Annotated in this window: 12 protein-coding genes; 10 read left to right on the top strand and 2 right to left on the bottom strand. The window is 71.3% G+C overall.

Annotation, left to right across the window (positions count from 1 at the left end):
- Positions 1 to 126: 126 nt before the first annotated feature.
- From rplM to ACFO6V_RS11640, 4 genes are all read left to right on the top strand, one after another.
- Positions 127 to 576, top strand: a complete 450-nt coding sequence (rplM, locus tag ACFO6V_RS11655; RefSeq protein WP_116673612.1) for a 50S ribosomal protein L13 — start codon at positions 127 to 129, stop codon at positions 574 to 576.
- Positions 577 to 619: 43 nt separating this feature from the next.
- Positions 620 to 1,105 (top strand): 30S ribosomal protein S9, encoded by a 486-nt coding sequence (gene rpsI / locus ACFO6V_RS11650; RefSeq protein WP_357510719.1) that lies wholly within the window; start codon positions 620 to 622, stop codon positions 1,103 to 1,105.
- Between the two features lie 125 nt (positions 1,106 to 1,230).
- Positions 1,231 to 2,595 carry a phosphoglucosamine mutase gene (glmM, locus tag ACFO6V_RS11645; RefSeq protein ID WP_377135494.1) on the top strand — a complete coding sequence of 455 codons (1,365 nt, stop codon included), beginning with the start codon at positions 1,231 to 1,233 and terminating at the stop codon, positions 2,593 to 2,595.
- A gap of 190 nt (positions 2,596 to 2,785) precedes the next feature.
- Positions 2,786 to 3,463 carry a DedA family protein gene (locus ACFO6V_RS11640; RefSeq protein ID WP_377135492.1) on the top strand — a complete coding sequence of 226 codons (678 nt, stop codon included), beginning with the start codon at positions 2,786 to 2,788 and terminating at the stop codon, positions 3,461 to 3,463.
- A 4-nt stretch (positions 3,464 to 3,467) separates the two neighbouring features.
- Here ACFO6V_RS11640 and coaA read toward each other — a convergent pair whose 3' ends face one another.
- Positions 3,468 to 4,463: a type I pantothenate kinase gene (gene coaA, locus ACFO6V_RS11635; RefSeq protein ID WP_377135489.1), complete on the bottom strand. Its 996-nt coding sequence runs from the start codon at positions 4,461 to 4,463 to the stop codon at positions 3,468 to 3,470.
- Positions 4,464 to 4,584: 121 nt separating this feature from the next.
- On the opposite strand from coaA, the gene glmS reads away from it, so the two are divergent.
- The 4 genes from glmS to ACFO6V_RS11615 all read left to right on the top strand — a co-directional run bounded on the left by glmS (position 4,585) and on the right by ACFO6V_RS11615 (position 8,404).
- A complete protein-coding gene (glmS, locus tag ACFO6V_RS11630; protein WP_377135487.1) occupies positions 4,585 to 6,486 on the top strand; it encodes a glutamine--fructose-6-phosphate transaminase (isomerizing) in 1,902 nt (633 codons plus the stop codon).
- Between the two features lie 19 nt (positions 6,487 to 6,505).
- Complete coding sequence (locus ACFO6V_RS11625; protein ID WP_377135485.1) at positions 6,506 to 6,862, top strand: nucleoside triphosphate pyrophosphohydrolase family protein; 357 nt, start codon at positions 6,506 to 6,508, stop codon at positions 6,860 to 6,862.
- Between the two features lie 26 nt (positions 6,863 to 6,888).
- On the top strand, positions 6,889 to 7,713 hold the full coding sequence (locus ACFO6V_RS11620) for an alpha/beta fold hydrolase (RefSeq protein ID WP_377135483.1): 825 nt from the start codon (positions 6,889 to 6,891) through the stop codon (positions 7,711 to 7,713).
- A 340-nt stretch (positions 7,714 to 8,053) separates the two neighbouring features.
- A complete protein-coding gene (locus tag ACFO6V_RS11615) occupies positions 8,054 to 8,404 on the top strand; it encodes a holo-ACP synthase (protein WP_116673618.1) in 351 nt (116 codons plus the stop codon).
- Between the two features lie 167 nt (positions 8,405 to 8,571).
- Here the strand turns inward: ACFO6V_RS11615 and ACFO6V_RS11610 are convergent, their stop codons facing one another.
- Positions 8,572 to 9,621, bottom strand: coding sequence for a TIGR03560 family F420-dependent LLM class oxidoreductase (locus ACFO6V_RS11610; protein ID WP_377135480.1), 1,050 nt, complete (start codon positions 9,619 to 9,621; stop codon positions 8,572 to 8,574).
- A 98-nt stretch (positions 9,622 to 9,719) separates the two neighbouring features.
- On the opposite strand from ACFO6V_RS11610, the gene ACFO6V_RS11605 reads away from it, so the two are divergent.
- Together ACFO6V_RS11605 and ACFO6V_RS11600 are read left to right on the top strand one after the other, a co-directional pair.
- Positions 9,720 to 11,468, top strand: a complete 1,749-nt coding sequence (locus tag ACFO6V_RS11605; RefSeq protein WP_377135477.1) for a bifunctional ADP-dependent NAD(P)H-hydrate dehydratase/NAD(P)H-hydrate epimerase — start codon at positions 9,720 to 9,722, stop codon at positions 11,466 to 11,468.
- A gap of 31 nt (positions 11,469 to 11,499) precedes the next feature.
- The gene (locus tag ACFO6V_RS11600) at positions 11,500 to 11,964 is read left to right on the top strand and encodes a hemerythrin domain-containing protein (protein ID WP_377135475.1); all 465 of its coding nucleotides are present in this window, start codon (positions 11,500 to 11,502) and stop codon (positions 11,962 to 11,964) included.
- Positions 11,965 to 12,041: the final 77 nt, after the last annotated feature.

Here is a 12,041-nt window from a genome sequence, read left to right as displayed (position 1 = left end):
AAGCACCGAGCCCACTCGTGTGCCGACGAACGGCCCGGACGTCACTCTGACCCCCGCGCACAACGACCTGACTCTTCGGGCGCTGCTTCTCGCCCGACGACACCGAAAACGAAAAGGTTACGAACCGTGCGTACGTACACCCCCAAGCCCGGCGACGTCCAGCGCGACTGGCACGTCATCGACGCGACCGACGTCGTCCTGGGCCGCCTGGCAAGCCAGGTCGCCATTCTGCTGCGCGGGAAGCACAAGCCGACTTTCGCTCCGCACGTCGACGGTGGTGACTTCGTCATCATCATCAACGCGGACAAGGTCGCGCTGAGCGGCAACAAGCGCGAGACCAAGCTGGCCTACCGCCACTCGGGCTACCCGGGCGGCCTCACTGCCACCCCGTACGGCGAGTTCCTGGACACCAAGCCGGAACGCGCCGTCGAGAAGGCCGTGCGCGGCATGATCCCCAAGACCTCGCTCGGTCGGACGCAGATGACCCACCTGAAGGTCTACGCCGGCTCTGAGCACCCGCACACGGCGCAGCAGGCCAAGCCGTTCGAGATCACCCAGGTTTCGCAGCAGGCTTGAGCCGCTGCCGGATCGCAACGCTGAAGGACGCGAGGACACCACAGTGGCCGAGACCACCGTCGACATCGAGCAGGACGCCGAGGCGCCCAGCTCTTACACCACCGAGACGACTGCGCCCGCAACGCGCGGCTCGTCCATCACCGCCCCGGCTCAGGCCCTCGGGCGCCGTAAGGAGGCCGTGGCGCGCGTGCGCCTCGTCCCCGGCACCGGCACCTGGAAGGTCAACGGTCGCACCCTCGAGGAGTACTTCCCGAACAAGGTGCACCAGCAGCTGGTGAACTCCCCGCTGCAGCTGGTCGAGGTCGAGGGCCGGTTCGACGTCATCGCCCGTATCACGGGTGGCGGCACGTCGGGCCAGGCCGGCGCTCTGCGCCTGGGCATCGCCCGTGCGCTGAACGAGATCGACCGGGACGCCAACCGCGCCGAGCTCAAGAAGGCCGGCTTCCTCCGCCGCGACGACCGTACGGTCGAGCGCAAGAAGGCCGGTCTCAAGAAGGCCCGCAAGGCTCCGCAGTACAGCAAGCGCTGACCCCAGCGCATGGCTGGATGGCCCTGCCGAACAGTGTCGACACTGTTCAGCGGGGCCATCTGCATTTGCCGGCAGGTGCCGGTGGCCCACTACGGTGGGATTCGAACGATCTGAGGAGAACCGGCATGGGCAGGCTGTTCGGCACCGACGGAGTTCGGGGCCTCGCCAACAAGGACATCACCGCGGAGCTGGCGCTGGAGCTGGGCGCCGCCGCGGCGCGGGTACTGACCGCACAGGGTGAGCTGCTGGGGCCGCGTCCGCGCGCGGTCGTCGGGCGCGACACGCGTGCCTCCGGCGAGTTCCTCGCGGGCGCCGTGGCAGCGGGGCTGGCGTCCGCCGGCGTCGACGTGGTGATGCTCAACGTGCTGCCCACGCCCGCGCTGGCGTACCTCGTGACGGAGCTGGAGGCCGACCTCGGCGTCATGGTCTCCGCCTCGCACAACCCGATGCCGGACAACGGCATCAAGTTCTTCGCCCGCGGCGGGCTCAAGCTCGACGACGCCGTCGAGGACGCCATCCAGGCCACCCTCGGCGACGACTGGGAGCGGCCAACGGGCGCCGACGTCGGACGCATCCGCACCGACGGCCAGGCCGCCGCGGAGCGCTACGTGCGGCACCTGACCGACAGCGTCGGCACCACCCCGGACCACCGGCCGCTCGAGGGCCTGCGGATCGCCCTCGACTGCGCCAACGGCGCCGCGAGCGAGGTGGGCCCGGAGGCGCTGCGCGCCGCCGGCGCCGACGTCGTCGTGATGAACGCGAGCCCGGACGGCCGCAACATCAACGAGAAGTGCGGCTCCACGCACCCCGAGCAGCTGCAGGCCGTCGTCGTGGCGTCCGAGGCGGACTTCGGTGTCGCGTTCGACGGCGACGCCGACCGCTGCCTCGCCGTCGACCACACCGGCGCCATCGTGGACGGCGACCAGATCCTCGGGATCCTCGCCACCGCGCTCAAGGAGGAGGGCCGCCTGCCGGGCGACACCCTCGTCGTGACGGTGATGAGCAACCTCGGCCTGCTCCTCGCGATGCGGGAGCGCGGCATCACGACCGTGCAGACCGCGGTCGGCGACCGGTACGTGCTGGAGGAGATGCGCGCGAACGGCTTCAGCCTGGGCGGTGAGCAGTCCGGCCACATCATCCTCGCGGACCACGCCACGACCGGCGACGGCGTCCTCGCGGCGCTGCACCTCGCGGCGCGGGTCAAGGCATCGGGCAAGCGACTGGGTGATCTCGCGGGTGAGATCGAGCGACTGCCGCAGACCCTCGTCAACGTGCGCGGTGTGGACAAGTCCCGTGCGGGCACCGACGAGGGCGTCCAGGCGGCCGTGCTGGACGCGACGACGCGGCTGGGGGACACCGGGCGGGTGCTGCTGCGCCAGTCCGGCACGGAGCCGCTGGTGCGCGTGATGGTCGAGGCGCCGGCGCAGGACGAGGCGGACAAGGTCGCGGACGACCTGGCCGCCGTCGTGCGGGAGCGGCTCGCGCTGTAGGGGCAGGCGGGACCGCCGTGAACACCCCGTGAATGCTTGGGAAGCGGGGTTCTACCAGGGGCACCCCTGATGCTTTTCAGGGGCGCCCCTTGCGTAGGCTGGCACCAGGCACTAAGAAGTGCTCTCCCCGCCCCCGGGCGCCGCCCTGAGCCGTTCGCAGGGTAGCTCTCGACGAGACTCTCGAGGTCCCGTGCTCGATCTCATCTCCACCGTCCTGAGCGCCACCGAGGCGTGGATCCTCGCGATGGCCGCCTCGCCGTGGATCTACCCGGCGATGTTCGCCTTCGCGACCATCGACGGGTTCTTCCCGCCGCTGCCCAGCGAGTCCGTGGTCATCACCCTGGCGGTCTCCGCGCACACCACGGGGACACCATGGATGTGGCTCGTGCTGATCGCGGCGGCGGCAGGGGCGTGGGTGGGCGACCAGATCGCGTACCAGATCGGGAAGATGATCGGCACCGACCGCGTGCCGTTCCTGCGCAACCGGCGCGGACGCAAGGCGGTCGCTTGGGCCGAGCGCGCGCTGGCCCGGCGCGGCGCCTCGTTCATCCTGGCGGCGCGGTACATCCCGATCGGCCGCGTGGCCGTGAACATGACGGCGGGCGCCGTCGGTTATCCGCGGCGCCGGTTCATGGTGATCGCCGCCATCGCGGCGGTCATGTGGGCGCTCTACTCGGCGGGGATCGGCCTGGTCGCCGCCCAGTGGTTCGGCCACAACCCGTTGCTGGCCATCGGTATCGGCGTGGTCCTGGGCGTCGCGATGGGCTTCGTCGTGGACGTCATCGTGGGCTGGTTCTCCCACCGGCACCTCGACCCCGAGAAGACGGCGGACTCGGCGGACGCCGAAAAGCACGCCGAGGTCCGCTGACCGGCTAGAGCTTACGGAGGCGGACCCGCTGCACCGCGTGGTCCGATCCCTTGGTCAGCACCAGCGTCGCGCGGCCCCTGGTCGGGATGATGTTCCGCTCCAGGTTCGGGGCGTTGATGGACTCCCAGATCTTCATGGCCCGCTCGGTCGCCTCCTGGTCGGAGAGCGAGGCGTACCGCCGGAAGTAGGAGTCGGGCTTGGTGAACGCGGTCCTGCGCAGCTCGAGGAACCGGTCCACGTACCACTGCCGGATGTTCCGCGTGCGGGCGTCCACGTAGATCGAGAAGTCGAAGAAGTCGCTCACGGCGACCGTCGACTCGTCGACCGTGGACGGCCGGGCCGGCTGCAGCACGTTGAGGCCCTCGACGATGAGGACGTCGGGCTTGCGGACCACCATCTCCTGGTCGGGCACGATGTCGTAGATGACGTGCGAGTACACGGGTGCCCGGACCTCGGCCTGCCCCGCCTTGATGCGGGACAGGAACCGGATCAGGGCGCGCCGGTCGTACGACTCGGGGAAGCCCTTGCGCTCCATCAGGCCGCGCCGTTCGAGCTCGGCGTTCGGGTAGAGGAACCCGTCGGTGGTGATGAGCTCGACGCGCGGCGTCTCGGGCCAGCGGGCGAGCATCTCGCGCAGGACGCGCGCCGTCGTCGACTTGCCGACGGCGACGGAGCCGGCCACGCCGATGACGTACGGCGTGCGGGGCGGATCCTCGTGCAGGAAGGTGGACGTCGCGTCGTGCAGACCGGCGGTGGCCTGCACGTACAGGTTGAGCAGACGTGACAGGGGGCGGTAGATCGCGTCGACCTCGGCAAGGTCGATCGGGTCACCGAGACCGCGCAGGCGCTCGACGTCCTCGTCGGTCAGCGGCAGCGGAGTGGAAGCCGACAGGCGGCTCCACGCCGCACGGTCGAGATCCACATAGGGCGAGGACGGGGCGAGGGCCAGCAGGTGCTCGCTGAGGTCCGTCGTCGGAAACTGGGAAACCACCTGCAGCATTGTGCCCCAACCGGGCGCGGTAATCTCCACCGGCCGCCGCACGGCCTCGCGCGGTGCCTGCGGTGCACGCCTGTGAGCCCGGTCATGGGGGCAGGCCCGGATGCTCGCTAGACTCGCCCGCATGTGTGGGATTGTGGGTTACACGGGAACTGCTCCGACTATCGCGGACGGCAACGCGTCAGGTGCCGCCGCGCCGTCGGGCATGCCCCTCGAGGTGGTGGTCGAAGGGCTCCGCCGGCTCGAGTACCGCGGGTACGACTCGGCAGGCGTCGCGCTCGTCGCGCCGGGGCTGGACGGCGTCGCCTGGGCCAAGAAGTCGGGCAAGCTCGTCAATCTGATCGAGGCACTGGAGCAGAACCCGCTGCCCGCCGCCACCGCGGCGATCGGCCACACCCGCTGGGCCACGCACGGCGGCCCCACCGACGCGAACGCCCACCCGCACCTGGCCGACGGCGACCGGCTCGCCGTGATCCACAACGGCATCGTCGAGAACTTCGCCCAGCTCAAGGCAGAGCTGCTGGCCGACGGCGTGACGTTCCGCTCGGAGACCGACACCGAGGTCGCCGCACATCTGGTGGCCAAGGCGTACCGCGAGACGGGCAACCTGACGGAGGCGATGACGTTCGTCGCTGGGCGCCTGCACGGCACGTTCACGCTGCTCGCCGTGCACGCAGACGCACCGGAGACGGTGGTCGGCGCGCGGCACGACTCCCCGCTCGTGGTCGGGCTCGGTGAGGGGGAGAACTTCCTCGGTTCCGACGTCGCGGCGTTCATCGCGCACACCAAGGAGGCCCTCGAGCTGGGCCAGGACCAGGTGGTGACCATCACCCCGACGTCGGTGGTCGTCACCGACTTCGACGGCAAGCCCGCCGACGCCAAGCGCTTCACCGTCGACTGGGACGCCGCCGCCGCCGAGAAGGGCGGCTTCGACTCCTTCATGGACAAGGAGATCCACGACCAGCCGCAGGCGGTCGCCGACACGCTGCTCGGCCGGACGGACGCCTCCGGTGCCCTCGTGCTCGACGACCTGCGCATCGACGAGTCGGTGCTGCGCGCGGTGAACAAGATCATCGTCGTCGCCTGCGGCACCGCCGCCTACTCCGGGCACGTGGCCAAGTACGCGATCGAGCACTGGTGCCGCATCCCCGTCGAGGTCGAGCTGGCGCACGAGTTCCGCTACCGCGACCCGATCGTCGACGAGCGCACGCTGGTCGTGGCCGTCACGCAGTCCGGCGAGACCATGGACACCCTGATGGCCGTGCGGCACGCGCGGGAGCAGGGCGCCAAGGTGATCTCCATCGTCAACACTCACGGCTCCACGATCCCGCGCGAGTCCGACGCCGTGCTCTACACGCATGCAGGTCCCGAGATCGCCGTCGCCTCCACCAAGGCGTTTCTCGCGCAGATCACCGCCGCCTACGTGCTGGGCCTGTACCTGGCGCAGCTGCGCGGGAACAAGTTCCCCGACGAGATCGGGGCCCTGCTCGAAGAGCTGCGCGACATGCCGCGCAAGATCCAGACGGTCATCGAGCGCGGCGAGTACGTCCGCGCGACCGCCCGGTCCATGGAGAAGTCCGACAAGGTGCTGTTCCTGGGCCGGCACGTCGGGTTCCCGGTCGCTCTGGAGGGTGCGCTCAAGCTCAAGGAGCTCGCGTACATCCACGCGGAGGGCTTCGCGGCGGGCGAGCTCAAGCACGGCCCGATCGCGCTGATCGACGAGGGTCAGCCGGTCTTCGTCGTCGTGCCGTCGCCGCGCGGGCGCGACTCCCTGCACTCCAAGGTCGTCTCCAACATCCAGGAGATCCGGGCGCGCGGCGCGCGCACCCTCGTGATCGCCGAGGACGGCGACGACGCGGTGCGCCCGTACGCCGACGAGATCTTCTGGATCCCGCAGGCGCCCACGCTGCTCCAGCCGCTGCTGGCCGTGGTGCCGCTGCAGATCTTCGCGATGGCGCTGGCCACCGCCAAGGGCCTCGACGTGGACCAGCCGCGCAACCTCGCCAAGTCCGTCACCGTGGAGTAGCTGTGGCACGCTCGGCGGCGTGGAACTCAAGAAGCTCTCCGACGACGTCGAGATCATCAGCCGCGTCTACGCGCGGGTGCACGGCATCGAGCGCACCGACGACTGGCTGGTGCTGAAGCTCCATGAGGAGGTCGGCGAGCTCACGCAGGCGTTCCTCAACCTGTCCGGGCGCTCGCGCGACCGCGGCCAGTCCGACGACGAGACGCGGGACGCGTTCCGCGGCGAGGTCGCGGACGCCCTGGCGCAGCTGCTGCTCGTCGCCCGGCGGTTCGACGTCGACCTGACCGAGGAGCTGGAGCGCAAGTGGTTCCGCTGGCAGCACCTCGTCCAGCCGGAGGACACCGCGGGCATCCGGGATGTCGGTGACCCCGTCTAACCTCGTGGCTGACGAGAGGGGCGTACATGGCGTACGTGGAGGTTGACGGGGTCCGGGTGCACTACGTGGAGCACGGCCAGGCAGGGCCGGGGGTGGCCACCGTGGTGCTGGTCCACGGTTTCCCGGTGGATCAGCGGCTCATGGCCGGCGCGTTCGAGCCGGTCTTCGCGGACCGGCCGGGCTGGCGGCGCGTCTATGTCGACCTGCCGGGCATGGGCGGGACGGTGGCGCCGGACGTCGCGAGCACCGACGACGTCTTCCGGATCCTGCGGGGCGCTGTCCAGGCGCTCGTGCCCGAAGGGCCGTATGCCCTCGTGGGGCAGTCGTACGGCGGGTATCTGGCGCGAGGGCTCACCGCTGCCGACGCCGGACGAGTGGCCGGCCTGGCCGTCGTGGTGACCGTCGTCGAGCCGCGCCACGAGCTGCGCGAGCTCCCGCGGCGTCAGGTCCTGGTCCAGGACCCGGCGCTCGTGGAGCGGGTCGGGCCGGAGGCGCTCGCGGCGGAGGAGGTCCTCGTGGTCCAGACCGAGGAGACCTGGGGGCGGTCCCGGCAGGAGGTGGACCCAGGCCTGGCCGCAGCCGACCCAGAGGTGGTCGCACGGGTCGAGGCGCACTACGCGGGGAGCTTCCCGGTCGAGCCGGTGCCGTTCGACAAGCCGGCTCTCGTGCTCGTCGGGCGGCAGGACTCGGTCACCGGCTATCGCGACGCGTGGGGGCTCGTGGAGCACTATCCCCGGGCGTCCTTCGCCGTGCTGGACCGCGCGGGGCACTCGCTGCACCTCGAGCAGCGTGGACTGTTCGAGGCGCTCGTCGGCGAGTGGCTGGACCGCGTCGAGGAGTCGGGAGCGTAGGCCCGCGCAGGGTCCGGCCGGGAGGTCAGCCCGATACCGCGACGTACACGAGCAACGTGAGGATGGCGGCGATCATGACGCCGAAGACCAGAACCATGACCTTGGGGAAGGGGAGCTTGTCGTCGTCCGCGGGCATGGCAGCCTCCTGAACATGAAAGATGATGCGCCGCGGGCAGGATGCGGGCGCAATCTTTACCGTTACGTTACTGTTATATGGTGCCCCAAGTCGGGCATCCTGCGCAAGGCCGCAGTTGTGGGACGGGCCGGTGCCTGCGGCCACCTAGGCTGAGCCAATGATCATCGGGACGGGCCGGTGCCTGCGGCCACCTAGGCTGAGCCAATGATCATCGGGACGGGCATCGACGTGGTCGACGTGGCCCGGTTCATGGAGACCCTCGACCGGACGCCCCGGCTGCGCGAAAAGCTGTTCACCGAGGTCGAGCGCGAGCTGCCGCCGGCGTCCCTGGCCGCTCGGTTCGCGGCGAAGGAGGCCATCGCGAAGTCGCTCGGCGCTCCGGGAAACCTCCGGTGGCACGACGTCACGGTGCACCGCACGGTGGGTGGCCCACCCCGGATCGACGCGAGCGGCACCGTCGCCGCCCGCGCCGCCGAGCTCGGTGTGCGCACCTGGCACATCACGATCTCGCACGACGCGGGCATCGCGTCCGCGATGGTGATCGCGGAGGGGTGAGCCGCTCGTCGTGGGGCGGGCGGAGACAGAAGATGCCTGCGCGAACTGGGCCGATGAGGCGCCTCCAGAGGGCGGCTCACCTGTTTCGTCCCTTGACGTTCGCGCAGGCATCTTCTGCCTCCACCCTTCAGTAGCGGCTCACTCCTGGGCCGCTGGGGTGCTTCGTACTACTGGAGCTCGGGGATTACCTGCTTTTCGAAGAGCTCCAGGCCCGTCTGGTCGTAGGCGGCCTCCTGGAAGTACGTGATCGCGTACTCCAGGCCGCGCGAACGCATGTCCTGCAGCCGCTCGACGATCTGCTCCGGGGTCCCGACCAGGAGCCCGGTGCGCCAGGTGTCGATCTCCTGGTCGGCCTTCTCGGGGACCCACTTCCGCAGGTGCGCCTCGATCCAGCCCAGCCGCTCGGCGACCTCGGCCTCGTTCTCACCGATCACCACGTTGTAGTTCGCGGACCGGGTGATCTCGCCGAAGTCCCGTCCCAGCTCCTTGCAGTGCGCCTCGAGCACGCTCGACTTGTGCACGAACCCCTCGGGCCTGCCGTCGAAGTTGGTGTACTGGGCGTGCTGCGCGGCGATGCGCAGCGTCTTCTTCTCGCCACCGCCGGCGATCCACAGCGGGATGGACGGCACCTCGGCGCCGCCGTCGCCCACCGGGAGCTGCTGCAGCGGCTGCGGGTAGCAGAGCGCGCCGTCGACCTGGTACTGCTTGCCCTCGAACGTGCCGGAGGAGCCCGTGCGCCACATGTTCGCCATGATCTGCACGCCCTCGTCGAGCGCTCGCAGGCGCTCGCCGGCGGACGGGAAGCCGTAGCCGTAGGCGCGCCACTCGTGCTCGTACCAGCCGGCACCGATGCCCATCTCGACGCGCCCGCCGGAGACCGTGTCGACGGTCGAGGCGACCTTGGCCAGGTAGGCCGGGTTGCGGTACGCCATGCACGTGCACATCTGGCCCAGCCGGATGCGCTGCGTCGCCGCGGCGAACGCCGCCATGAGGGTCCAGGCCTCGTGGGTGGCCTCCGTGGTGACCGCCGGGACCGTGTGGAAGTGGTCGTAGACCCATGCCGACTCCCAGGCGAACTCGCCGCCGGGGACGGCCTCGCCCGCCGCCTGGTTCTCCGCGCGGTGCACGAGGGAAAGCATGGAAGCCCACTGGTCGGCAGGCGGGATGTCGACCAGGTCGAGGCGCCAGCCCTGCGGGATGAAGAGTCCGAATCGCATGGTCCGACCTTATGCCGACCAGGTCGCGGAGGGGAGGGGCCGTCCAATTCGCCCACAATCTGTCCCTCGGACGGCGGCGGAAGCGGCACTATAGGACTGTGAAAGACGCGTGGAGTTCCGACGAGGTACGAAAGGCCGAAGAGCCACTGATCGCCGCCGGCGAGCCGCTCATGGCCAGGGCGGCGTACGCGCTGGCCCAGGCGGTGCTCCGCGAGGTGGCGGCGCCGCGGGCGGGGCGCGTTCCGGATCATCGGCTCAGCCGTCCGGGCACCGTCCGCCTGCGCGGCAGCCTCGGTTCCGACGGGCTTCCCGGCACCGCCCGCATCCGCCCCGGCCGGGCGGCCGGCCCCAGGGCCGACGTACGCGGCGCCCGCGCTCTGCTGCTCGTCGGACCCGGTAACAACGGCGGAGACGCCCTGTTCGCCGGCGCGCACCTCGCGCGGCGCGGCATGGTGGTCACCGCCGTGCTCGCGTCGGCGCGCGCCCACGAGGACGGCCTCGCGGCGTTCCGGGCGGCGGGCGGAAAAGTGCTGACGCTCGCCGACGTCCGGGTCCCCGCCGTGGTCCAGGCCGGGCTCGCCTCCGACGTCGTGCTGGACGGCCTGGTCGGCGTCGGCGCGCGGGGCGCGCTGCGGCCCCCGGCCGGCGGCCTCGTCCGGACGCTCGCGGAGGCCCGGGAGAAAGCGGGGGAGCGGTGGCCGCTCACTGTCGCCGTCGACATCCCGAGCGGCATCGGCGTGGACGACGGCGCGGTACCCGGCCCCGTCCTGCGCGCCGACCGCACGGTGACGTTCGGCGCGCTCAAGCCCGGCCTGCTCCTGCCGCCCGCGGCCCACCTCGCAGGCGACGTCGAGCTGGTCGACGTCGGCTTCCCCGCGGTCGCGGGCGCCGAAGGCTGGTCAGGCAGCGTGTGGGGTGTGGCGCCGGGCAGGCACGCGATGAGCGGGACGGACCCCGCGTCGGGCCGGGTGCGACGGATGGAGCCCGCCGACGTCGCCGGGCTGTGGCCCGTCCCCAGCCCGCACGACCACAAGTACACGAGGGGCGTGGTCGGCGTGATCGCCGGTACGAGCACGTACCCGGGCGCGGCGGTCCTCGCGACGTCGGGTGCGGTGCTGGCCGGACCTGGCATGGTGCGCTACCTCGGACCCGAGGCGGTCGGCGCACGCGTACTGCTGGCCCGCCCCGAGGTGGTCGTGGCGGGCGGCCGGGTGCAGGCATGGGTCCTCGGGCCGGGTGTCCCCGCGCTCGGCCCCGAGGACGGGCCGGACGACGACGGCCAGGCCCGCCGCATCTTCGGGGCGCTCGCCGCGGTGACCGGCGTGCTCTCCGAGGACGTGACCGGCGGCAAGATGCCCGCCGTCATCGACGCGGGTGCGCTCACCATGTTGGAGCACAGGCTCCCGGCCTGGGCGGTCCTGACCCCGCACGCCGGTGAGCTGGCAGAGCTGCTGCAGGGCCTCGGGCACGACGTGGACCGCACGGCGGTCGAGGCGCAGCCGCTGCACTGGGTGCGTACCGCGCACCAGGCCACCGGCGCGACCGTGCTGCTCAAGGGCGCGATCACCGTCGTGGCGGGCCCGGGCGACGTGTACGCCCAGGCCGACGCGCCCGCCTGGACCGGCACGGCCGGGGCCGGTGACGTGCTCGCGGGGATCCTCGGGACGCTGCTCGCCGGCCGCTCCGCCGACGTCGTGGAGGACGAGACCCTCGCGGCCCGCCTCGCTGCCGCCGCAGTGCTCGTGCACGGCCGGGCCGCGGCGCGGGCGTCCGCCGGTGGTCCCGTGACGGCGCTGGAGATCGCCCGCGCGGTGCCCGCCGCCGTCGCCGAGCTGTTGCGCGCCTGAACCCCGGGCGCTCCGGGCTAGGGTTGGGGCGATGAGTCAACGTGTCGTCGCCTGGGGCCAGGAGCTCCGTGAGGTCCACCGGCGGTTGCGGGACGCGCTCGCGGTGGCGAGGTCCGCGATCGAGGACGGCGCGGAAGGGCCGGCTGCGGCGAGGGAGCTGCAGCTCTACTGCGTGGGCTTCTGCGCGGCTCTGACCGGTCACCACCGCAGCGAGGACGCGACGCTGTTCGACGTGGTGCTGGCGGATCGGCCCGAGCTGGCACCCGTCGTCGCCGACCTGAAGCGTGACCACTCGATGCTCGACCACCTCCTGGGCGAGCTGGAGCGCGCCGCCCTGTCGGGTGCGGCGCAGGACGCACTGCTGCGTCACCTCGACGGCATCGAGGCCGTCATGGAGACGCACTTCCGGTACGAGGAGAAGAAGCTGGTCGACGTGCTCGACGGCGCGGTGCCGTCCGACGTGGGCAGACAGGAAATGCTCGGCCCTCTGGCGTGACGCCCCACTCCTGGAATGAGACATTCCGTCAGGATTTGCGGGTGCGGAGTTTCCCCTATCTGTCCGAGATCCGCCAG

The sequence above is a fragment of the Promicromonospora alba genome (assembly GCF_042654905.1).
In the GTDB taxonomy this organism is placed as follows: Bacteria; Actinomycetota; Actinomycetes; order Actinomycetales; family Cellulomonadaceae; genus Promicromonospora; species Promicromonospora alba.
Note: the sequence above shows the minus strand (reverse complement) of the source record. Positions and strands in the feature narration are given on the sequence as shown.

Excerpts from the sequence above, each read along its gene's own strand:
- glmM (WP_377135494.1), top strand. The coding sequence starts at position 1,231 with ATGGGCAGGCTGTTCGGCACCGACGGAGTTCGGGGCCTCGCCAACAAG.
- coaA (WP_377135489.1), bottom strand. The coding sequence starts at position 4,463 with ATGCTGCAGGTGGTTTCCCAGTTTCCGACGACGGACCTCAGCGAGCAC.
- glmS (WP_377135487.1), top strand. The coding sequence starts at position 4,585 with ATGTGTGGGATTGTGGGTTACACGGGAACTGCTCCGACTATCGCGGAC.
- ACFO6V_RS11620 (WP_377135483.1), top strand. The coding sequence starts at position 6,889 with ATGGCGTACGTGGAGGTTGACGGGGTCCGGGTGCACTACGTGGAGCAC.
- ACFO6V_RS11615 (WP_116673618.1), top strand. The coding sequence starts at position 8,054 with ATGATCATCGGGACGGGCATCGACGTGGTCGACGTGGCCCGGTTCATG.
- ACFO6V_RS11610 (WP_377135480.1), bottom strand. The coding sequence starts at position 9,621 with ATGCGATTCGGACTCTTCATCCCGCAGGGCTGGCGCCTCGACCTGGTC.
- ACFO6V_RS11600 (WP_377135475.1), top strand. The coding sequence starts at position 11,500 with ATGAGTCAACGTGTCGTCGCCTGGGGCCAGGAGCTCCGTGAGGTCCAC.